Source organism: Lentzea sp. NPDC020367, assembly GCF_044387305.1.
Taxonomy (GTDB): Bacteria; Actinomycetota; Actinomycetes; order Mycobacteriales; family Pseudonocardiaceae; genus Lentzea.
The window spans coordinates 26,661-48,690 of record NZ_JBIRVV010000006.1 but is presented as its reverse complement, the minus strand read 5'-3'; the positions used below and the strand labels follow the sequence as shown (position 1 = coordinate 48,690).

At 68.3% G+C, this 22,030-nt stretch carries 19 protein-coding genes; 8 read left to right on the top strand and 11 right to left on the bottom strand.

Going from position 1 to position 22,030, the window contains the following annotated elements:
- Positions 1-64 precede the first annotated feature (64 nt).
- The gene (locus ACH413_RS25310) at positions 65-847 is read left to right on the top strand and encodes a hypothetical protein (protein ID WP_360032381.1); all 783 of its coding nucleotides are present in this window, start codon (positions 65-67) and stop codon (positions 845-847) included.
- On the opposite strand, the gene ACH413_RS25305 is transcribed toward ACH413_RS25310, so the two are convergent.
- Together ACH413_RS25305 and ACH413_RS25300 are read right to left on the bottom strand one after the other, a co-directional pair.
- The gene (locus tag ACH413_RS25305) at positions 844-3,432 is read right to left on the bottom strand and encodes a CHAT domain-containing tetratricopeptide repeat protein (RefSeq protein ID WP_360032384.1); all 2,589 of its coding nucleotides are present in this window, start codon (positions 3,430-3,432) and stop codon (positions 844-846) included. The two genes, ACH413_RS25310 and ACH413_RS25305, sit on opposite strands and share 4 nt — an antisense overlap.
- The gene (locus ACH413_RS25300) at positions 3,429-3,851 is read right to left on the bottom strand and encodes a hypothetical protein (protein WP_360032387.1); all 423 of its coding nucleotides are present in this window, start codon (positions 3,849-3,851) and stop codon (positions 3,429-3,431) included. Before ACH413_RS25300 ends, ACH413_RS25305 begins: the two co-directional genes overlap by 4 nt.
- Between ACH413_RS25300 and ACH413_RS25295 the strand changes: the two genes are divergently transcribed.
- The 5 genes from ACH413_RS25295 to ACH413_RS25275 all read left to right on the top strand — a co-directional run bounded on the left by ACH413_RS25295 (position 3,822) and on the right by ACH413_RS25275 (position 8,533).
- Complete coding sequence (locus ACH413_RS25295) at positions 3,822-4,709, top strand: S8 family serine peptidase (protein ID WP_360032390.1); 888 nt, start codon at positions 3,822-3,824, stop codon at positions 4,707-4,709. The two genes, ACH413_RS25300 and ACH413_RS25295, sit on opposite strands and share 30 nt — an antisense overlap.
- 54 nt (positions 4,710-4,763) lie before the next feature.
- Entirely contained in the window at positions 4,764-5,381 is a 618-nt protein-coding gene (locus ACH413_RS25290) for a sigma-70 family RNA polymerase sigma factor (RefSeq protein WP_360032393.1), read from the top strand.
- Positions 5,359-5,802, top strand: coding sequence for a hypothetical protein (locus ACH413_RS25285; protein ID WP_360032395.1), 444 nt, complete (start codon positions 5,359-5,361; stop codon positions 5,800-5,802). The genes ACH413_RS25290 and ACH413_RS25285 overlap by 23 nt, the downstream gene beginning before the upstream one ends.
- Positions 5,803-5,900: 98 nt before the next feature.
- Complete coding sequence (locus ACH413_RS25280) at positions 5,901-6,701, top strand: SAM-dependent methyltransferase (protein ID WP_360032398.1); 801 nt, start codon at positions 5,901-5,903, stop codon at positions 6,699-6,701.
- Complete coding sequence (locus ACH413_RS25275) at positions 6,701-8,533, top strand: diguanylate cyclase domain-containing protein (protein ID WP_360032401.1); 1,833 nt, start codon at positions 6,701-6,703, stop codon at positions 8,531-8,533. Before ACH413_RS25280 ends, ACH413_RS25275 begins: the two co-directional genes overlap by 1 nt.
- A gap of 43 nt (positions 8,534-8,576) precedes the next feature.
- Here ACH413_RS25275 and ACH413_RS25270 read toward each other — a convergent pair whose 3' ends face one another.
- From ACH413_RS25270 to ACH413_RS25250, 5 genes are all read right to left on the bottom strand, one after another.
- Positions 8,577-9,095, bottom strand: a complete 519-nt coding sequence (locus ACH413_RS25270) for a snapalysin family zinc-dependent metalloprotease (protein ID WP_360032404.1) — start codon at positions 9,093-9,095, stop codon at positions 8,577-8,579.
- A 320-nt stretch (positions 9,096-9,415) separates the two neighbouring features.
- Positions 9,416-10,012, bottom strand: a complete 597-nt coding sequence (locus tag ACH413_RS25265) for an ATP/GTP-binding protein (protein WP_360032407.1) — start codon at positions 10,010-10,012, stop codon at positions 9,416-9,418.
- Between the two features lie 16 nt (positions 10,013-10,028).
- A complete protein-coding gene (locus tag ACH413_RS25260; RefSeq protein ID WP_030468876.1) occupies positions 10,029-10,451 on the bottom strand; it encodes a roadblock/LC7 domain-containing protein in 423 nt (140 codons plus the stop codon).
- The gene (locus tag ACH413_RS25255) at positions 10,448-13,228 is read right to left on the bottom strand and encodes a nitrate- and nitrite sensing domain-containing protein (RefSeq protein ID WP_360032410.1); all 2,781 of its coding nucleotides are present in this window, start codon (positions 13,226-13,228) and stop codon (positions 10,448-10,450) included. Before ACH413_RS25255 ends, ACH413_RS25260 begins: the two co-directional genes overlap by 4 nt.
- A 219-nt stretch (positions 13,229-13,447) precedes the next feature.
- A complete protein-coding gene (locus ACH413_RS25250; RefSeq protein ID WP_396425168.1) occupies positions 13,448-14,443 on the bottom strand; it encodes an ABC transporter substrate-binding protein in 996 nt (331 codons plus the stop codon).
- A gap of 198 nt (positions 14,444-14,641) precedes the next feature.
- Here ACH413_RS25250 and ACH413_RS25245 point away from each other — a divergent pair, with 198 nt between their 5' ends.
- Together ACH413_RS25245 and ACH413_RS25240 are read left to right on the top strand one after the other, a co-directional pair.
- Positions 14,642-15,811, top strand: a complete 1,170-nt coding sequence (locus ACH413_RS25245; RefSeq protein WP_360032416.1) for a 4-hydroxybenzoate 3-monooxygenase — start codon at positions 14,642-14,644, stop codon at positions 15,809-15,811.
- Between the two features lie 176 nt (positions 15,812-15,987).
- Complete coding sequence (locus tag ACH413_RS25240) at positions 15,988-16,707, top strand: IniB N-terminal domain-containing protein (RefSeq protein ID WP_360032419.1); 720 nt, start codon at positions 15,988-15,990, stop codon at positions 16,705-16,707.
- 194 nt (positions 16,708-16,901) lie between these two features.
- On the opposite strand, the gene ACH413_RS25235 is transcribed toward ACH413_RS25240, so the two are convergent.
- From ACH413_RS25235 to ACH413_RS25220, 4 genes are all read right to left on the bottom strand, one after another.
- Positions 16,902-17,702, bottom strand: coding sequence for an ABC transporter ATP-binding protein (locus tag ACH413_RS25235; protein WP_360032422.1), 801 nt, complete (start codon positions 17,700-17,702; stop codon positions 16,902-16,904).
- On the bottom strand, positions 17,686-18,453 hold the full coding sequence (locus ACH413_RS25230) for an ABC transporter permease (RefSeq protein ID WP_360032425.1): 768 nt from the start codon (positions 18,451-18,453) through the stop codon (positions 17,686-17,688). Before ACH413_RS25230 ends, ACH413_RS25235 begins: the two co-directional genes overlap by 17 nt.
- Positions 18,450-19,193: an ABC transporter permease gene (locus ACH413_RS25225; protein WP_360032428.1), complete on the bottom strand. Its 744-nt coding sequence runs from the start codon at positions 19,191-19,193 to the stop codon at positions 18,450-18,452. The genes ACH413_RS25230 and ACH413_RS25225 overlap by 4 nt, the downstream gene beginning before the upstream one ends.
- Positions 19,194-19,274: 81 nt before the next feature.
- Positions 19,275-22,007: a helix-turn-helix domain-containing protein gene (locus ACH413_RS25220; RefSeq protein ID WP_360032431.1), complete on the bottom strand. Its 2,733-nt coding sequence runs from the start codon at positions 22,005-22,007 to the stop codon at positions 19,275-19,277.
- Between the last annotated feature and the right edge of the window lie 23 nt (positions 22,008-22,030).

Sequence of the window (22,030 nt, the reverse complement as noted above, 5' to 3'; positions counted from 1 at the left end):
GTTCTGGAATGCCTGAGTAGAAGTACACGCGCGGGCCAGGCGATCGCGGCGCTACCGTCACGTCATGAAGTTCTGGGGGATAGCACTTCTGTTGCTGGCGCTCGTGGCGACCGCGTTCTTCGCCGGCCAGCCGGACGGCAACAGCGCCACCGACAAGAAGGCGAGAGAGATCGCCGAACGCATCGGCTACCCGCGCGGCACCGACGCCAACGACTACGCCCGTTCCGCGCTGTACGGCAACACCGACCAGAAGTACTTCGCGGTCCTGGAGATCACCGACAGCCCGACCGCCGACCCGCAGAAGGTGCGCGCCAGCCTGCTCTTCCGCGTCTTCGATCCCGGCACCTCCGAGTCCACGGGCTTCCGGCTCTGGGACGAGGACCCGGTGACCGCCTGCTACCGCGCCGACTTCAACCACTACGGCGTCACCGACGGAGGCCCCGACCGCGTCCGCTGCCCCGCCGACGCCAGGCCGATCGTCCCGCCGCCCGCCCAGCGCACCGGCGTTCCGGAGAACTACCCCGAAGCGCTCAAGACGATCCTCACCGCACTGCCGCCCACTCCGACGGCCGACGAGGTGCTCGCGGAGCTGCGCGCGAAACTTCCGCCGATGCCGGTCGACCCGGAGAGCAAGCTGCCCTGGAAGGAGCCACGCCTCGACGCGTTCGTGAAGGACGGCAACGTCGGCGTCGTCGCCACGGGCGGTGGCGACTGCCTCAACGGAGTCCGGCTCGCCAACGGCACGGTCGAGGCCTGGCACCCGCCCCGCGTGCAGACCCAGCCGGGCGAGATCGGCTGCTCAGGCCAGAGCGCGCTGGTCCTGTACACGACGCCGCCACCGCACTAACCCGCGCCGAAGCACACGAACCCGACCGCAGCCGCATAAGCAGCGTCGTCCGCGGAAGCCCGTTGCACCGCAGCCAGAGCCTCCGCCGGAGCCATCCCGGCGGCGAGCTTCTGGTGCAGCTCCACCATGACGGGCGCCGTTCCGTCCGTCGGCACCGGAACGACCGGCGCGATCAACGTCCGGGTGCCCAGGCCGAGCAGTGCCGCGGTGAAGCCCATCAACTCGTCACCAGGCCGGACAGCGGACTGCCCGGTGTCGCAGGCCGACAGCACCACCAGCGTCGGCGGGGTGCGCAGGCGTTCGATGTCGTAGACGGTCAACGGCCCGTCGGCCAGCTCCAAAGCCGAGAACAACGGGTTGTCGACGCGGAACGAGCCGTGCGCGGCGATGTGGGCGAGCGCGGCACCGTCCATTGCGGACGCCACGGCGCTCACGGTCGCCTCGGCGTCGACCAGAACGCGTCCGGCGACATGGGCGCTGATGGCCTTGATCTCGGCAGGAGCGGCGGCCATGCGCGGCCCGGCGGCCAGCACGGCATCACCGGAGGCATCGGGCACCGAAGTGGCGCGCAACCACACCGAGGCCGAAGGCGCGACGGTCACCTGACGGTTCAGGACGGCCCACGGCAGCCCGTTCAGAGCACCGGTCGGCACGACCACCAGAGGCCGGCCGTCGATCCGCGCCGACAGAGGATCGAGCAAACGGCGAGCCAGCAGCGAAGCCGCGTGCGACGCCGACGAGCGGGCCACGGCCATGTTCGGCAGCTGCGGTGGCAACGTCACGAGGCGGTGCAGGGCGAAGCGGAGCAGGCGGATCTCGCGGACCACGCCCTCCACGGCGCCCAGGGAGTGCAGCGAGGCGCGGCCGCCGGCCAGGACGACGGCCATCAGCACGCCGTCGTACTCCACGAACTCGATCAGCGCCGACGACCCCAGTGCGGACCCGAGCGCGCCGACCGGCGGTGGCTTGAAGACGGAGACCTCGCCCGACACCTGACGGGTGAGGTCGCGGACGCGCTGCTCGGCGCGGACCAGCTTGGCGCGCAGGGCACCGGCGGGTTTCCCGGCCAGCACAGCGGATTCCACGTCCGCCGCCACCGCGCGCAACGACGCCAGAGCGTCCTCGAGACGGGGATCGTCCGGCGGTGACACGGACTTCATCCGCAACGCCCCGGCCCGCCAGCTCTCGGTCCACGACAGCACACGCGCCGCGTTCCCCGAGGCCACCGCGAGCCGCAGGCCTTCCAGCGCGAGAGCCTGGCCCTGCACACCGATCGACGCCCGCAGCTCGGCCGCGCCCAGCGACACCCGGTACTCGTCCAGCAGCCCGATCCCCCGGCGCAACGCCGACGAGGTCCCCCGCACGTCACCGGAAAGCTTGCGGCGCAACGCTTCCGCGTACCAGCCGCGCACCCGCAGGCCGGCCGGGCCGCGCAGGCGGGCACCAGCGGCGACGGAGAACTCGGCGACGGCACGCGCCCGGTGACCCAGGTCGGCGGCGACCAGGCCGGCGTCGATGCGGGCCTCCAGGGCGGGCAGCCGCCAGTCCATCGCGTCCAGCTCGGAGGCGACCCGCGACAACGCCAGCCGCAGCGGACGGGAACGGTCCCCGCGCAGCACCGCCGCGTGCAGTTCCAGATAGCGCGCACCGGCCGCCCACAGCAGGCGTTGCTCGTGCCGGAACCGGCGGCGTGCCTCGGCGGCGAACCCGTTGGCGGCGTCGGGATCGTCGTCCAGCAGGGCGATCCGGGCGCGGAAGTACAGGGCCTCCGAGACGCCCAGCGGGTTCTTCAAAGCTTTCAGCTCGGTGATCGCGCGGTCGGCCGCGGCGCGGGCCTCGTCCAGCAACGGCACCGAGACGAGCAGTTCCAGCCGGTTGACCAGCAGCACGGGCCGCATCACGTCGAGGCGCCGGTGCACCTCTTCGGCCTTGTCGAACAACGTCAGCGCGGCGGGCACGTCACCGCTGCGGGTCGCCATGATGCCGGCGTTCCAGTGCACGTCGGCGACGCCGAGCTCCTGGCCGAGCTCGCCCAGCAGGGAGGCCGCCAGCTCGAAGTCGGCCGACGCCTCACGCATGTTCCCCACGTACGCGCGCACGAGGCCGCGGTTGTTGAGAGCGCGCGCCTCGACCAGTTGATCCCCCACGCGACGGGCGCCCGCGATGGCCGCGGTGTAGTCGCGTTGCGCGTCGTCGTAGCGGGTCAGGTAGTGGAAGACGATGCCACGTTGCTTCAGCGCCGCCACCGAGTCGGCGCCCGTCAGCGACGGCATGGCGTCGTCCAGCAGCTTCAGCGCGGCCTGGTGCTTGCCCGTGTAGGCGAGCACCCAGGCCAGGCTCATCTGGGCCAGCGCCTGCAGGCGGGGCAGCGAGGCCTCGGCGGCGATGCGGATGGAGCGGCGCAGGTGCCGGGCGGCGCCGGCGAAGTCGTGCATCTCCCGCAACGCCAGGCCGATGGCGCGTTCGGCGATGGACCATTCCGAACGATCTTCCGTCGCGCGCAGGACGGCGCGGGCCATCTCCACGGCCGCGCGCGGGTTGCGCTGCCTGGCCTCCAGCGCGTCCTCCGCACAAAAGTCGGTCACGGCAACACTTTATCCGCTGTGGTAGCTTGATCAAGCTCGGTCGGGGTGCCCGTCAACGCTGCTTTAGTGAGGCCGTGGTGTCGAAGTCGCCAGAAAGCGCGGAGCTTTACCAAAGAGCTTTCCTGCAGCTCATCGCCGAGGACAAGACCATCAGCTTCCACGCCGAACGCGGGCGTGAATTCCTTTATCGACCCGGCCAGTTGCTCGTCGGGGCCGAGGACCAACAACGTGTGATCGAAAAGCTGCGGGAAAACAACATTGGCGCCCGCCCGGGCGAAGGATTCGCCGGATTGGCGCGATTGACGTTGCCGAACAACCCGGAGGACGTGCCGCGGATTGTTCGCTTGTTGCGCGACCAGCGCACCTGGCCGGGCGAGCGCGTCCCGCTCGTGCAGCCGCACCACGTGCTCGTCGGCCACGGCGGCCTCGTCATGGGCAGCCCCGGCGACCGGCCGTACCCCGCGGACCCGGTCTCGGCGCCGAAGTACGACGAGCGTCTGAAGAACGTCCGGGTCGGCATCATCGACACGGGCATCTCCGCCGACGCGGGCGGCGAGCACCCCGAGTGGTTCGACGGCCGGTACGCCAAGGAGGCCGACGACGTCGACGCCGCGTACAGCAGCGGCGACAACTTCGCGTTGCAGGGCGGGCACGGCACGTTCGTCGCGGGCGTCATCCAGAACGCGGCGCCGGGCGTGACGTTCGACCCGGAGGCCGGCCTCGACCCGAACGGGTTCGGCGACGAGGAGCGGGTCTGCCGCAAGATCACCGAGCTGGGCAAGAAGAAGATCAACGTCCTGAACCTGTCCCTCGGTTGCTTCACCGAGGACGACGTGGCCTCCGAACCGTTGCGCCGCACGATCGAGGCGCTGCCAGAGGACGTCGTGGTCGTCGCCTCGGCCGGCAACCAGGGCACGCAGCGGCCGAGCTGGCCCGCCGCGCTGTGCCGGGTCACCGCCGTCGCCGCGGCCCAGCAGGAACGCGACGGCTCGATCGTCCCGGCCTTCTACTCGAACTGGGGCCACTGGGTCGACGCGTGCGCGATCGGCAACCGCGCGTCCACCTACCTCAAGGGCGAGTGGCAGCTGCCCGGCGAGGGCTCCGCCACCCCGTTCGCGCTGTGGGCGTACTGGTACGGCACCTCCTTCGCCGCTCCCCTGGTCACCGGGCGGATCGCCGCCACGATGGTCGCGGACGGCATCGACGCACGTCAGGCACGTGACAAGCTGCTCACCGGGCCGGACTTCCACCCCGGCTACGGAATTTTCGTCAAATAGTTGTATCTGCGAGGCAACCTCGGCCTCCGCCAGTTGTGACCGCAAGGAGTCGACGTGACCTCAGCCTCCCCGATCGCCGCGCTCGTGAGCGCGGCGGCCGCGGGCGACCAGTCGGCGTGGAACGAGATCGTGGACCGCTACACGCCGCTGGTGGTGTCGGTGATCTACAAGCACCGGCTGCGGCCCTCGGACGCGGCCGACGTGAACCAGACGCTGTGGCTTCGGCTCGTGGAGCAGATCGGACGACTGCGCGAACCGGAGGCGCTGCCGGGCTGGATCATGACGACCACCCGCAACGAGTGCCTGCGCGTGCTGCGCGTGCAGCAGCGGACGCACCTCTACGACCCGCTGTCCGAGTCCGACGCGCTGGAGTCGGAGCAGGTGGACGCGGACGTCGAGTCGGACCTGCTGGCGGTGGAACGGCGGCAGGCGTTGCGCGACGGGTTCGCCGAGCTCACGGAACAGTGCAAGCGGTTGCTGACGAAGCTGATGACCGATCCGCCGCCGAGCTACCAGGTCGTGAGCGAAGAGCTCGCGATGCCGGTCGGCAGCATCGGCCCGACGCGGATACGTTGCCTGGAGAAGTTGCGCAAGACCCCTGCGCTCTCAGCGTTCCTGGGAGCGCCGGCGAAGAGAGGAGGTGTGCTGGGTGCGGCACGACTGGGACAGTGACGAAGTACTGCTCGACGCCTTGCGCGACGCGTTGAGCACACCTTCGGATGAGGTGCCGCCGGAGTTCGTGGAGGCCGCGAAGGCCGCGTTCACCTGGCGGAACATCGACGAGGAACTGCTGCTCATCACGTCGTACGACTCCGTGCTGGACGACACGCTGTTCGCCCGTGCGCGGTCCACGTCGACGGCGCGGCAACTCGTGTTCGACGCGGACGGCGTGATGCTGCAGGTGGAGGTGTCGGCGGCGGGGATCACCGGCCAGCTGATGCCGGCCACCGGACCGGTCACGCTGGTGACGCCGGACGGCGACCACGAAACAGCGGTGGCCGACGAACTGGGGATGTTCGTCATGGGGGTCGCGCCACGAGGACCGGTGAAGTTCCGTTTCGCAAGTGGCTGCACCGATTGGTTCATCCTCTGACTCACCATTCGTGTGATGGGTGAATTCCCTCGTTCGGCCTACGTCTGCGGCCAGTAGGGTTATCGACGCTCAGAATTCGCATCGCGAGAGGTGTGGCTGTGGTCGATCGAGTCAGCTGGGTTCCGGAAGGCGTCAACGTCGAGGTTCCGAGTTCCGCCCGGATCTACGACTACCTGCTCGGCGGCGGACACAACTTCGAAGCGGACCGCGCCACGGCGGAAGCGCTGATCAAGGTTCTTCCGGTGCGGGACATGGCCCGGCGCAACCGCGCCTATCTGCGCCGGGTCGTGCTGGAACTCGCGGAACTCGGCGTCCGGCAGTTCCTCGACCTCGGTTCGGGCATCCCGACCGTCGGCAACGTGCACGAGGTGGCGCACGAGGTCGCCCCGGACTCGAAGGTCGTGTACGTCGACTTCGAACCGGTCGCGATCACGCACGCCGAACTGATGCTGGCGGGCGAGCGGGACGTCACCGCGCTGCTGGGCGATCTGCGCGAGCCGGAGAAGGTCGTGGCGCAGGCTCAGCAGCACCTGGACTTCTCGCAGCCGATCGGTCTGCTGGTCGTGGGGGTCCTGCAGTTCATCCCCGACTCGGACGACCCCTGGGGCGTGTTGTCGCGCTACGTCGAATCGCTCTCGTCCGGTTCGTACCTGGCGCTGTCGCACTTCACCGCGGACAGCATGCCGGCGGCCATGGCGGCCGGTGCGGAGATCTTCGCGAAGACCGCGGAGCCGATCACCCCGCGCACCCGCACCCAGGTGACGGACATGCTGGCGGGCACCGAGATCGTGGAGCCCGGCATCGTGTTCACGCCGCAGTGGCGGCCGGAGACGCCCGAGGACGTCGGCGACGATCCGTCCAGGGCCAACCTCTACGCCGCGGTGGGTCGCAAGCCCTGATGACCACCACGCCCGTCGCACAGCGCTGGGCGGCTGTTCTGATCGAGAGCGCGTATTCGCCGATGTCGCGGCGGAAGCTGACGCAGCACCTCGAGGAGCACGCCGCCCGGCTGCGTGCTGGGCAGGCGGCGGTGGCCATCGGGGAATGGCTGGTGCGCAAGCGTTTCACCGGACCGGACTCGTTGCGCCGCACGCTCGAGGTGCTCGGGCCGGAGTTCCCTCCCGAGGTGCTCGGCGCACTGGCGGCGGGATACGTGCGGGCGACGCGCGACCAGTTGTTCGCCGAGCAGGAGCTGGTCAAGAACGCTCTGCTGAAGGCCGTCGAGGACGCGCAGCGCGACCTGCACGACAGCGAGGCCCGTTTCGCGCAGGTCTTCGCGACGACGGCGGTGGGCATCGCGATCTTCGACCTGGACGGCGCGGTCGTGGAGGCGAACGAGGCGCTGGCCGCCATCCTCGGGCACGAGGAGATGCCCAAGGAACTGTTCGCCGAGCCGGACGCGGCCGCACTGGCTGCGGCCTGCCTGCGCCTGCTCGCGTCCTCTGTGGACACCGACCGGCGGGAGTGGGAACTCGCCCGCGGCAACGGCGACACGGTGTGGGCGAACGTCGTGCTGTCCGTGCTGCGCGGGTCGGACGGGCTGCCGAAGTTCCACGTGGCGTTGATCGAGGACGTCACCGAGCAGCGGATGCTCCAGGAATGGCTGCGGCACCAGTCGCTGACGGACCTGTTGACCGGACTGCCGAACCGGGCGTCGTTCACCGACAAGCTGGAGTCCGCGCTCGCGACCGGCGAGCCGCACACCCTGGGCTACCTGGACGTCGACAGCCTGACGATCGTCAACGACGGCCTGGGGTACGTGGCGGGCGACGCCGTGCTGGTCGAGGTGGCGCGGCGGTTGCGGGTGGTGCTGCCGGACGCGGTGGTGGCGCGGGTCGGCGGCGACGAGTTCGTCGTGCTGATCCAGGGCTCCCCCGACGTCGCGGCGCTGGCGGCGATGATCGACGAGGAGCTGTCCGAGCCGGTGTACCTGCAGGGCGCCGGCGTCGCGGTGTCGACGTCGATCGGTTTCGTGCACACCGCCGGCCCCGGCGTGGATCCCACGGCGGTGCTGCGGCGCGCGCATTCGACGTTGCGCAGAGCGGAAGCCGGCGGCAAGAGGCAGTGGGCGATCTACGACCACGAGGCCGACGCCGCCGACCGCACCCGGTTCGCGCGGATCGCGGCGATGCCCGGTGCCTTCGAGAACGGCGAGATCTCCGTGGAGTACGCGCCGGTGTCGTGGGTCTCGGGACCACTCGCCTTCGTGGAGGCCACGCTGCGGTGGGGCGCCACCCGGCACGACGACGTCGTCGCCCACGCGGACGCTCTCGGCCTGGCCTCGCGACTCGCGCGGATGGTGTTGCAGGACGCGTGTTCGCGCGGCGAGCCGGTGCTGATCCGGTTGTCCCGCGACCAGTCCAGGGACCCGGACCTCGCGGCGCACGTGCGGTCCACGTTGCGGGGCAACTCGTTCCCGGCGTCGTCGCTGTTCCTGGCGCTGGACGTCCGGTCGATGCCGGACGGCGAGGAGAACCTCGAGGTGCTGCACGACATGGGCGTGCACGTGCTGCTGCACGAGTTCGGCGGCGGGTTCGCCGGGCTGTCCACTGTGGACCGCAGTCCGGTCTGGGGCGTCCGGCTGGCCAAGCCGCCCTCGGAACGGCTTGCGCGGCAAGGGCTCGCGCTCATGGTGCCGTTGTTGCGGTCGGCCGGCGTGCACGTGATCGGCGGGCCGGGCGACCCGGACGAGCTTCGGGCGTTGGGCGTGGATCTGGTGGTCTCGCTGTGAGTGGTTGTGGCCGTCAGGGAGACCACAACCACCCACGTGCGTCTTAGGCAGCGTCCTCGAACGTCGTCGCCTGAACCGTCGCGGACCCGCCGAAGTTCCGGACGACCTCCGCCTTCTCCGCGGCGTTCGGGTTGGGGTTCTTGCACGACGTGCCGGCGCTGGCACCGGACATCAGGTCGGTGCACAGACCCGTCCGGCGGTCCGGCAGACCCAGGATGTGGCCGAGCTCGTGCGCGGCGATCCGGACCTTGTCGTGGCCTTCGGTGACCGCCTGGCGGCCCATCCACACCTTGCCGCGGCCCAGGCTCGTCGTCTGGGCGCGGGGCCAGCCGTTGTCCGCGACGATGGTGATGTTCGCGGCCCCGGTGACCTTCTTCAGCTTGAGGGTGTTCGGGAGCTGCGTGTTCCACACGTTCGCGCCCGCGTCGACGGCCGCCACGAACTCGGCGGCGCCGGACGAGTTGTACGTGATCTCACGGGGCGCGGCTTCCGCGGTGCCGATGAGACCGACCGAGAGGGCGGCAGCACTGGCGACCACAGCAATTGTTTTGCGCAGGGACACAGGAATCTCCTCGCAATGCAGGGTAATTGCACCCCGACTGTATCGCTGCGCCGTTGGGGCACAAGAAGAGTCAAGTGTGAACCGACGCTGGCACGGTCAAGAGCGTTCGTAGGTGATCGGACGACCCGGATCGCGAAACTACCGCACGGCAAGGGGAAACAGGCCCTACGACCGGACTTCGCGCGAACTTCCACACCGGACCGGCCGCCGCCGAACGGGCGAATAACTGTTCACACGCGTCTGGCTCTGATGGACCAGAAGGCGCAACGCGAACGGGGCCGGTGCGCGTGGCACCGGCCCCGTTACCGCGGGAAGCGGGTCTAAGCGAACGAAGGCTGACGCAGCGCGTGCTCCACCAGCGCGATCAGGATCTGCTTCGTGGACTGCCGATTGCGGGCGTCGCACGGAATTATCGGCACCGACGACGGAATCGTCAGCGCGTCCCGGATCTCCTCCGCACGGTGGTGCATCAGACCGTCGAAGCAGTTCACCGCGATCACGTAGGGCAGGTCGCGGTCCTCGAAGAAGTCGATGGGCGCGAACGCCTCGTCGATCCTGCGGGTGTCGACCATGACCACGGCACCGATGGCGCCGCGGACCAGGTCGTCCCACATGAACCAGAACCGGTGCTGACCGGGCGTGCCGAACAGGTACAGGATCAGATCCTTGTCCAGCGACACCCGGCCGAAGTCCATGGCCACCGTGGTGGTCACCTTGTCCGGCACCATCGACAGATCGTCGACTCCTACCGATGCCTGGGTCATCACGGCCTCGGTCGTCAGCGGGGTGATCTCGGAGACCGACCCGACGAACGTCGTCTTGCCGACACCGAACCCACCCGCGACGACGATCTTCGACGACACCACGTTCAGGTCGGCCCCAGGTGACCCCGGACGACCCGGAGCACCGTTGCTCATGGGAACTTCTCTCTACTCAGGCTCTCATGGAAACGTGCAGCTGGGCGCGGATCTCCGGCGTGAGCTGGAGACCGACCCGCTCCACCAGCCGGGTCATCGCGTAACCGATGAGGCCGATGTCGCAGTTGGGTGCGGCGAGCACGGCGAGGCACGACCCGTCGCTGATGGACATCAGGAAAAGATAGCCCCGTTCCATCTCGACGACGGTCTGTTTGACCTCACCGGCCTCGAAGCAGCGCGCCGCGCCGAGGTTCAGCGAGACCAGTCCGGACGAGACGGCGGCGAGCTGCTCCGCGCGGTCGTGCGGCAGACGGTCGGACGAAGCGAGCAACAGACCGTCGGCGGAGACGACGATCGCGTGTGCGACACCGGCCACCCTGCTGACGAAGTCCTCGACCAGCCAGCTGAAGTTGTCCAGTTCCTCAGTCGCGGTGGTCACTGGCGTTCCCTTTCTGCGATCACGGGGATGCCTCCGACGGCCGAGTCGAAGAGCGACTCACGGCCCATCTGGACACCCTTCTGGTACGTGGCGAACCGCTGACGCAACCGGTCGGCGGACCGGCCGGGGATGGCGGCGGCGCCCGCCAGCTGGGGTGCCGGGGACGACGGCTTCGGCAGCGAACCGGGGACCAGGCGCGCCTGGGGGACGCGCTTGGGCAGACCGTTCTCCGTCGTCTGCGCCGTACCACCGTTGCCGAGCGCGCCCGCGGCCTTCCAGCCTTCGTCCGCCGCGCCCCAGTCGGAGTCGGCGTAGTCGGCGACCGCGCGCGGCACCGCCGTAGGTGCCTCGATCTTCACGGTGTCCGCCGCCGCACGCTGCCGCTTGGGCAGGCCGTTCACGGTGGAGGGCTCCGCGTCGTGCTCAGCTTCGACGAGCTCGGCACGTTCCGGCTCCGCTGACGGAACGTCCTTTGTAGAGGGTTCGGGCGCAGAGGGGGTCTGGAACCACCTCGACAGGTCGTCGTGCGAGATCAACGGCTCGTCGACGATCGCGGGGAAGATCTCCGTGGCGGGCTCTGCCGGACGTTCGACCGGCGGCTCGTAGGAGTACCCGGCCTCTGCCGCCTCTTCGTCCGCCTCGATCCGCGCGGTGAACAGGCCGTCCGCGGACGTCTGCTCGATGCGGTGCCGGCCGGAGTTCTCGTCCTCGACGGCGGACCCCGGCACGACGACCGGGTGCTCCGGCGTCCACTTCGGCACACCGGACAGGCCCTCGCCGGCGGAGGTGGACTCGATCGCGGCCATCTGCGGTGCGGCCGGCAACGGCAGCGCCGGCGCGGCTCCCTTGTGCAGCAACGAGATCGGCAGGATCACCTGGGCGGTGACGCCACCCTCTATGTCGTCGTTGTTCCCGAGCGTCACGCGGATCTCGTGGCGCTTCGCGAGCTGGCCGACCACGTACAGGCCCATCTCCCGGGCGACCGAGACGTCGACCTCCGGCGGATCGGCGAGCTTCGCGTTGAACTCGACGACGTCGCTCTCCTGCATGCCGACACCGCGGTCGTGGATGCGGATGGCGACCTCGCCCTTGCGGGTCTCTATCGTCCGCACCGTCACCTTGGTGGTGGGCTTGGAGAACGCCGTCGCGTTGTCGAGCAGCTCTGCCACGAGGTGCGCGAGGTCGTTGACCACGCGGCCCTGCACCATGAGCTCCGGCGTCGGCGCGATCTGGACGCGCGCGTACTTCTCCACCTCGGACACCGCGGCGCCGAGCACCTCGGCGATCGCGACCGGGCGGGTGACGCGGCGGTTGACCGTCGTGCCGGAGAGCACCAGCAGGTTCTCGCTGTTGCGCCGCATCTGCGTCGCGAGGTGGTCGAGCTCGAACAGCGACGCCAGGTGGTCCGGGTCCTGCTCGTCCTGCTCGAGCCGGTCGATCACGCTGATCTGCCGTTCCACCAACGCCTGCGAGCGCCGCGACAGGTTGATGAACATGTCGTTGACGTTCGCGCGCAGTGCCACCTGCTCGACGGCGAGGCGGACGGCTTCGCGCTGCACTAGGTCGAACGCCCGTGCCACCTGGCCGACCTCTTCGGTCGTGTTGAGCGGCACCGGGACGATCGCCTCTTCCGCGGCCCGTTCGGGGTCGCGGTGCGAACGAATGCGGCGAATCGCGTCGGGCAGCTGGTTGCGTGCCACATCCAGCGCGCTGCGACGCAGCACTCGCAGTGGCCGCAGCATCGACTGCGCGACCATCGCCATCAAACCGAACGCGATCAGCAGCGAGATGGCGACCAGTCCGGCGTCACGCCACGCGGAACCCCGTGCCTCGTCGGCAAGGCGCGTGGTCGTCGCGTCGGCCTGGCTCTCCAGCTCGGTCGCGACCTCGCGAACCAGGTTCGCGGTGTCCTGGCCGATCTTGAGCACCTCGGCGTCCGTGATGGACACGGGCTTGCCTTCGGCGTCCTGCGCGAGCGCGAGCCGCACCAGCCGGTTGCGACCGTCCACGGCCGAACCGGAGACGACGTCCTGGAACTTCTGCTGGTTGCCGGCCGACGCCACGTTGTTGAACTCGTTGAACGCCGCGTCCAGCCGGGACTGCGCGGACCGCAGTTCGTCCGCGGCGCCGGGCGCGAAACCCTTGCGCAGCGCGGTGGACGTCAGCAACGAGTTCTGCTGGCCGAGCTGCTCCTGCGCCGTGTAGAGCGCCTGAGCGGCGGTGACCAGCGGAACGATCTCCGGCTCGCTGAGGCTCGACACCGCGGCACGGTGCACCTGGCTCAGCGAGGCGATGATCTGGTTGTACGCGCTGATCACGGCGACGTCGGGGTACTTGGTGCTCAGCAACGTCACGCGCAGGCTGCCCAGTCCCTCGAGGGACTGCACCGACTTGGTGAACGACTCCTGCAGGGGCGCGCTCAAGGCCGTGGCCGTCGCGCCTGAATCCTTGTACTTGCTCAATTCCACATCGGTGAGACCGGTGCGGGCGGCGTGTTCGGGACACGCGTTCTGCCTGCCTGCGGCCACACACTGCACTGCCCAGTCACGTTCGACCTGTAGAGCGTTTTCCACCTTCGCGGCCTGGTGGCTCACGGCTAGCTCGCGCTGGACGCTGCCGAAGAGTTCGACGTCGTCGAGCTGGGTGTTGAGCCTCAGACCCGCGAGAGTCGCGGTAGTCAGGGCTGGAACTAGCAACACCACCGCGAGCTTGCTCCGCAACCGCCAGTTGCGTAGGCGGAACCGGTCGATGCCTCGCTGGTCCTCACGACCGCGCACCGTCAACACTCCCCGCCCCGTTTAATAGCAGCAAACCTGGTGGATCTTGGAGTAAAACACGCTGTTCTCATACCGCCGTTCGGACGACAAAACAGCTGGTTCGAGAATCAACAACTTGAACTGGGCGACTAAACGGCCCCTAAGCGATAATTCATCTGGTGGAAACGTTCGCGCGGGTGACCGTGATCACGGCCTGATCACAGCCACCCGCGCTGTTCGTCAACTACCGGAGGGCTGGATGAGCATCGGCTTGACGTCGAGCTCCTTGTCCAGCATCTGGTACCGCTGCATCAGCTGGACGACCCGCTGCAGGCGCGTCGCGTCGAGCGTGGTCGGGAAGGCGCCGAAGTGCACGAGACCCGCGGTTTCCTTGTCGACCTTGGCGTACTCGACCAGCAGCGGCTCGACCGTGGGACGGTCGGTCGCGTCGGCCTGACCCTTGGCCATGGCGCGCTGGAAGGCGGCGATGGTCTTGGGGTTGTTCTTGGCGAACTCACCACTGGTCGCGTAGCCCGCGATCGGGATGTTGTCCGTCGGGCCGGACGCGGCGTCCAGCACCTTGATCTGACCGGCGGCGCGCTGAGCGCGGGTGATGAACGGCTCGACCATGAAGGCCGCGTCGACGGTCTTGTTCTGGACAGCCGCCTGCATGTCCGGGAACGGCATCTCCTTGAACTTGACCGAGTTCACGTCCACGTTCGCGGCCTCGAGCGTGGCCTTCGCGGTGAGCTCCGCGATGTTCTTGAACGTGTTGATCGCGATGGTCTTGCCCGCGAGGTCGGCCGGAGTCTTGATGGCCGAGTCACCGGCCGCCAAGATCAGGAACATGTCGGGTTTCGCCTGGTAGCCGTCGGCGATGAGCTTGATGCCGTCGACCGCCTTGGCCGCGTCCTTCGACTGGGCGGCGAAGAACGAGACCCAGTTGCCGAACGTCATGTCGAGCTCTTTGTTGATCAGGCCGGGGATCGCCTGAGCACCACCCTGGATGGTCTTGACCTCGACCTCGAGGCCTTCAGCCTTGAAGTAGCCCTTCTTGATCGCTACGTGGACAGACGCCACGTCGAGAACCGGGATCAACCCCAGGGTGATCTTGGGCTTCTCGACCGGACCACTGCTGTTCGCACTGGACGCGGGCGCCTGCTCTTTGCCGCCGAGCAGTCCACAGCTCGCCACGGTGGCGAGCAGCGTGGCAAGGGCGATGCCACGGACGGCCATACGGCGGACTCTTCGAGTCATCGGGAGCACTCTCCTGTCGGAGCGGTGTCGTCGTTGCGGGGAAGGATCGCGACGGTCAACCACTCAGAGTAATGACGCTGCTCCAAAAGACCCCAGTTGACCGACACGAGCAGGTTCCAGTCAACTACCTGCGGTGAGCATCTAAGCACAGCAGGTCTAGGGCTAGGAGAACCCCAGTTGAAGCGCTCCGTGACCGTTGTCGGCGCAGGGCCGGCCGGTCTGACCTTGGCAAACTTGATCCAGCAGTCAGGTATCGACTGCGTGGTGCTCGAAAAAGCTAGTCGAACCCATGTGGAAACCCGGGCACGCGCGGGAGTCTTGGAGCACCGCTCTGTAACCATGTTGGAGTCACTCGGACTGGCAGATCGTTTGCTGATGGAAGCAGACCGTCACGGTACGTGTGAATTCCGCGTGAGCGGCCAGGCGTTCCAGGTGTCCTACAGCGACCTCTACGGTGGCCGCGAACACTACGTCTACCCCCAGCAGGAAGTCGTCAAGGACCTCATCGGGGGATTTCTGGACACGGGTGGGGACATCCGGTTCTCGGTCAGCGACGTGGAGTTGCACGACCTGACGTCCTCGTCCCCCTCAGTGGCCTTCACCAGCGAAGACGGCACCCGCGAGACCATCACGAGCGATTTTGTGGCAGGCTGTGACGGATTTCATGGCGTGAGCCGGCCGTCCATTCCCGAAGGGGTGCTGACGGAGTTCACGCATCAGCACGGGATCGAGTGGCTGGCCATTCTCGCGGAAGCCCCTCCGTCGACTAAAGCCATCATTTACGCGCTGCACGAAGATGGATTCGCCGGGCATATGTTGCGGTCGCCGTCGATATCCCGATTCTATTTGCAGGTGCCGGTCGGAACAAAGGCCTCTGATTGGTCCGACGAACAGGTCTGGGAAGCGTTGCACAAACGTTTCGCACTGCACGACTCGTCGTGGGGACTGACCGAGGGAAAGATCATCGAGAAGCGCGTTCTCGACATGCGCAGCCACGTGGTGGAGCCGATGTCGTACGGCCGGCTCTTCCTGCTGGGTGACGCAGCACACATCATCACCCCGGTCGGCGCCAAGGGCATGAACCTCGCCATGAACGACGCCGCAACGCTCGGACGTGCGCTTATCGACTTCTACGGCACCGGATCCGAGACCGGTCTCAAGACCTACTCGGAGGACTGCCTGCGCCGCGTCTGGCGGGCACAGGAATTTTCACAGTGGATGGTCAACATGATCCACACCGACGTCAGCTCCCCGTTCTTCGGACGGTTGGCGCAGGCACGGCTGGAGCACCTGGCCGAGTCCCCCGCCTACCGCGCCACCTTCGCGGAGAACTACGTCGGACCCTGATGGCGAAAAGTCGACCCTCAAGGGTGAAATCCCCGGCCCCCTAACGGGTGACACCCTCCCCCTAGGGATCTCAGTACGTCACAATCTGGGGCCAACTCCCGATGCCGGGGGATGTCGTTCATCCATACGGTTCAACACGACATCCCCCGATCCACCCCACAGGGAGCTCGAGTTCCATGGCCACCCAGACCACGCTGCACGACTTCACCCTCACCCTCCTCGGCGACCTGGACGCCCGTGAGGCGTTCCAGCTCGACCCGGAAGGCACCCTCGAGGCCGCGGGTCTGGGCGACATCTCCCCGGTCGACGTCCACGAGATCCTCCCGCTGGTGCTCGACAGCGCGTCCGTCGTGCAGGTCGACGCGATCGACAAGGTCCTGGTCGAGGCGGGCGACCTGACCGCCGTGGACAGCCTCAAGCTGATCACCGGCAACCTCGAGGGCGTCACGGGCATCGCCGACGTGGCCGCCCCCTCCGCGATCACCGCGCTGGTCACCGACTTCGGTGGCGTCAGCGACGTGACGAACACGCTGGACCTGGTGCACGCCAACGAGGTCGTCACCACGGTGACCGACGTCGCCGACGTCTCCGCCGTGCACGGTGTGACCGACGTGGTCGTCAAGGACCTCGACGCCGACGTGCTCGTGAAGGACGTCGTGGACACCGACGTGCTGGTCAAGAACACCGTCGGCGCGGTGGACGTCGACGTCAAGGACGTCCTGGACGTGACCGACCACATCAGCGGCGACGTCACCGGCAACGTGGTGCAGGACGTCGCCCAGGTCGGCGACCTCCACAGCGACCTCGGCCAGGTCGTCGGTGACGTGCACGTCGGCGACATCAACGTGCTCGACGGCGGCATCGGCAACGGCGCCGACCTCGACATCCACTTCTGATCTTCAGGTCTTCTGATTGGCCCTGCGGGGCAAGGGGAACCTCACGACGGGCGCTCAGCGCTCTGCCCCCGAGCGCGGGCGTCCGTCTCGCCACAACAGTGCTCACAGCCTCCAGTGGGCACTGAGAACGCAGCAGAGCCCCGGACCGCGGTGGTCCGGGGCTCTGCTGTCTTGAAGCTGTTTTGGAACGTCTGTCAGGAAGACACGGTCTCGCTCAGCGATTCCCGTTCCGCCGCAGCCCACTTCTCGACGTCCAGGGTCTGCTTGCCACCGACGTTCAGCAGCCGCGCCACCTTGGAGCGCAACGCCACGAAGGCCTCGTCGGTGCGCGTGGTCACCTGGTCGCGCTCCGCGGGAAGCGGCACCTCCAGGTCGGCCACCAGCTTCGCGGGCGAGCCGGACAGCACCAGGATGCGGTCTCCCAGGTACACCGACTCGTCGATGTCGTGCGTGACCACGAGAACGGTCGTGTCGTGCTCACGGCGCACTCGAAGCAACAGGTCCTCCAGTTCGAACCGGGTCTGCGCGTCCACCGAGGCGAACGGCTCGTCCATCAACAACAACGCCGGCCGGTACGCCAGAGCGCGCGCGATCGCCACACGTTGTTGCATACCACCGGAAAGCTGCCACGGCCGCTTCTTCGCGGCCGCGCCGAGACCCACCCACTCCAGGGCTTCCGCCGCTCGTTTGCGGCGCTCGGCACGCGGCAGGGAGCGCAGCGGGAACTCGACGTTGCCCTGCACCGAAAGCCAGGGGAACAGCGAGCGCTGGTAGTCCTGGAACACCACCGCGAGGTGGGAACCCTTCAGGGACACGTCACCGCGGGAGGGTGTGATGAGTCCCGAGATCGTGCGCAGCAGTGTGGACTTGCCGCAGCCGGATGGCCCGACCACGCACACCAGTTCGCCGGCGCGCACGGTGAACGTAAGGCCGCCGATGGCCTCGTAGTCGCCGTAGGTGTGGCCTAGGTCCGCCACCTCAAGCATGTTGCTCATCCCGACTCCTCGGTTGCCACGCCAAAGCCCTGCGTTCTACCGCCAAAAGTGCGGTGTTGAGTCCGTAGCCCAGCACGCCCAACAGGACGATGCCGGCCCACATGCGCGTGTAGTCGAACTCGCGCTGTGCCTGCATGAGTTGCGAACCGATGCCGTTGTCCGTGCCCACGAGCTCGGAGATGACCATCAGCACCAGTGACAAGGAGAGCGACACCCGCAGCCCCGCGAAGATCTTCGGGGAGGCGGCGGGCAGCACGACGCCCAGAATCCATTGATGGCGCGGGATCTGGAAAACCGCGGAAGTGTCCACTTTGGTCACGTCGACGGAACGGGCACCGTCGACGCTGTTGAGCAGCACCGGCCAGATGACGCCGAACACGATCGTCGCGAGCTGCATCGTCGTGTCGCCGCGGAACAGCAGCAGGAACACCGGCACCAGCGCGGGCGGCGGGATCGAGCGCAGGAACACCAGCAGCGGTCCCGCGTACTCCATCGCCCGGTCGGAACGGCCGAGCAGCAGCCCCAGCGCCACACCGATCACCGAGGCGATCGCCCAGCCCGACAGCAGCCTGCCGATCGACGGCAGGACGTGCTCGGTGACGTTCTGCGGCTCCAGCACCCACCACTCCCACGCCGCCGTCACGATGTCGGAGGGCGGGGGGAAGAACGGGTCCTCGGCGAGCATGCCGAGCAACTGCCACACGACGATGAGACCGGCGAAAACGGTCCACCGTTGAAGAAACTTGTTCACCAGGCCACCCAACGCCGGCGGACGCGCTCGAGACCGCTGTTCAGCAGGACACCGATCGTGCCCGCGACCACGGTGCCGACCAGCACCTGGTCCATTCGGCCGGGTCCGCTGCGGGCCTCCATGATGAAGTAGCCCAGGCCGACCTGGCTGCCTGCCATGAGCTCGACGCTCACCATCACGATCAGTGCCGTGGTGGCCGCGAGCCTGATTCCGGTGAGGACGAAGGGCAGCGCGCTCGGCAAAGCCACGCGGAACAGCACGCCGACACGTCCGGTGCCGAAAACCCGTGACGTCTCAACGAGCAACGGGTCCAGTTCGTCGAGCGCGTAGATGGTGTTGAACAAGATCGGCCACAGCGCGGCGTAGACCGCGAGCGTGATCTTCGTTTCCGGGCCGAACCCCAGCATCACCAGAGCGAGCGGAATCAGTGCCACAGAAGGGATCGGGCGCAGGAACTCGATGATCGCCCGAGTCGCGTGACGCACCGCGGGGACGCTGCCGAGCACCAGTCCACTCGGCACCGCGATGGCGATGGCGATCACGATCGCGATCAGCACCGCCAAGACCGTTGCCACGACATGACTGATGAACGCAGGCGAGGTCAACTGCGTGACGAGCTCACCGAACACGACGGACGGTGGCGGAAGCGCGTCCGCAGGTAGAAGGGGAGAGCGTCCTAAGAGCTCCCAGAGCGCGAGGAACCCGGCAATGCCGAGTAGTCCCCTTGTGAACGCACGCACTCGGTCACCCTAGAGAGTGGATCTCTGCTTCACAATGCGTGGTTGCTCAACTCCGGGTTGTTTCCCACACATCGCGGCGGTTCAGCAGACCTCTACGCGCTCCACTTCGCCGAAGCTCTTAACCCATTCGGAGTCCGTGAGCCGTGCGCCGTCTTTTTCACACATCCGCTTGATGATCGAACCGGTGTCGAGGTCGTACGGCAGCAGCTCGGGATCCTGACCTCCGCTGCGGACGAGGAAGTCGCGGTTCTGCGGCCGGTACACCGCGCGCGTCGAGCTGCCGTGCCCGACGACGTAGGCGAGCCGGTCCGCCGCACGGTCGTTCGGGTAGAGCTGGTGCACCTCGAAGATGTTGTCGCGCACGACGGCCACGCGACCGTCATCGGAGAACGTGACACGGGCTCCGGCACGCAACGCGGTGTCGAGCCGTGCGCGCAGCACGGGCGTTCCGCTCGGCACGCGCTGCCACACCTCGACGACCGACTCGGGTGACGAGTGCTCGACGGCGAGCCAGCGCCCGTCGCCGCTGTAGGTGATGCCGCGGACGTAGACGTGCTGGGACAACGGCGGTCCCGCGGACTCGACGGTGCCGCCGATGCTCCAGAACTCGATGGTCGTGGTGCCGGTGGCCGGGTCCCAGAGGCCGGTCGCGAGCTCACGGCCGTCCTGGCTCAGCGCCACGGTCTCGGGATCGCGCACCGGCATCGGCAGCTTGCGGGGGTTGCGCGGGTCGCTCAGGTCGTAGAGCTCCGCGTGCTCGGACTCGTCCGGTGTCGGGAGCCCGACCTCGACCGCGTCGCCGACCTTGCCGACGATCCGCGAGCCGTCCGGGCTCAGGTCGAGCGTGCGGAACCGCCTGGGCAGCGCCGTGAGATAGGTGATCTCGCCCGCGTCGTTGACGGCCCACAGGTGTTCCTGGCCGGTGAAGTCCTTCGTGACGGCACGGCGTTCGGCGAGCTTGACGACCCGGTGGCGGTCGGCGAACTTCTTGCCCGGCACCGCCTTGTCCTCGTCGATGCTCCACATCCGGTCGGTGCCGTCCTCGTCGGTCACCGCGGCCATCTCCCCGCGCGGGGCGACGACCACGTCCGCGTCGTCCTTGGGCGTGCCGGTGAACGGGATGCCGCGCGCGACGGCGCTCGCGAGCCGCAGCACCTTCTCGGCCTCGGCCGACGGGCTGACCTCGTAGCCGACCAGCGCGAACTTGTCCGCGTACGGCCGACGCTGCTCCAGCAACGCCTCGGACTGCGACAGCGCCTTGCCGCCGAGTTCGCGGTCGTTCATCTCGGTGATCTTGCGTTCGTTCGCGAGCGCGTAGACGACGGTGCCGGGCACCAGCGCGAGCAGCACCGCCACGACCGCGATCAACGCCGTCGAACGGCGTGTTTCCCGCTTGATGCTCCTGTCGACGAACTGGCGCTCCTGCACCGTCAAGAACTCGCCGAGCTCCTTGGCCTTGCGCAGCCGCGGACCTCGGTAGAGCGCCAGTGGATCGCGGTCGCTCGCCTCCCACAGCTCGATCGCGGTGACGAGCTGCTGGTGCGTCCTGAGGTTCTCGCGGTCCTCGTCGATCCACCCGGCGAGCCTGGGCCAGCGCAGCACGGCGTCGTGGGTCAGCTCGACGCCGTCCTCGGTGAGCGTCACGAGCCTGGCCTTCGCGAGGAGGTCCAGCAGGCGCGTGCCGATGTCCAGCCTGCGGGCGCGGCGGTGCGCGACCCCGTTGCGCTGCACGGAGACGAGTCTCAGGAAGATCTGCCTGGCCGCTCGCTGGTCGTCCTCGGCGAGGCCGGTGAAGAACGTCTCGGCGGCCTGCGCGGCGACGTGTTCGATGCCGCCGGACTCCTCGAAGCCCGCGAGCGACAACGTCATGCCGCGCTTGCGCCGCCACGTCTCGAGCAACGCCTGCTGCACCAGCGGCAGCGCGTGCTGGTTCGCGGCGTCGGCCACCAGCCGTGCGATGACCGCGGTCTCGACGGTGGCGCCGATCTTGGCGGCGGGTTCGGTGATGGCTCGGCGCAACTGGTCCGCGCTCATCGGCTCGATGACGATCTCGGTGCCGCTGATGCCCTTCTCGCGCCAGCGCTGCTCGTGGTCGGCGCGCACGGAGAGCACGACGTGGGGGCAGCGGGTGACGGCGGCGACGAAGTCCTCGGCGTCCAGTGCCTTCTCGAAGTCGTCGACGAGCAGCACGAGGCCGGGGCGGTGCTGGCGGATCCGCAGCCGCAGGTGGTCGGGGTCCTCCCGGAACTCCTCGGCCAGGCGGTCCGCGGTGGTGTTCTCGAAGACGTCGGCGAGGGCGGCGGCCAGGTCCTGGATCGGGTCCTGTCCCGGCGTGATCACCACGGCGTCGTCCAGAGCGGGGTGCAGACCGGCCCGCAGCAGCGACGTCCTGCCGGATCCGGAGGCGCCGAAGACGACGGTGAGGGGCTTGGCCTTGACCGACTCGACGACCTGCTCCACGAGGCACTCACGCCCGAAGTACCGCTTCGCGTCGTCCTCGGTGAACGGGGCGAGGCCGGGGTACGGCGTGTTCGGGTGCAACGGCTGCGTGTGCTCGGCGGCCAGCTCACGCCAGCGCCTGGTCCAGGAGGCGGGATCGGCCTCACAGGCACGCACGAACGCGAGCGTCAGCGCGAGCGACGGCAGCTTGCGCCCACCGGCCGCGTCGGACAACGCGGTCGGCGAGTAGTTCGCTCGCCGGGCCAGCTCGCGGTAGCTCGGTTTGCCTGCCTGGTCACGCAGTCTGCGCAGGTCACCGGCGAACCGCAGCAACGCGGTGTCCTCCGGCCCCAGCGGACGTTCCCCTCTTGGCATGCCGCCTCCTGGCGGGATTGTCC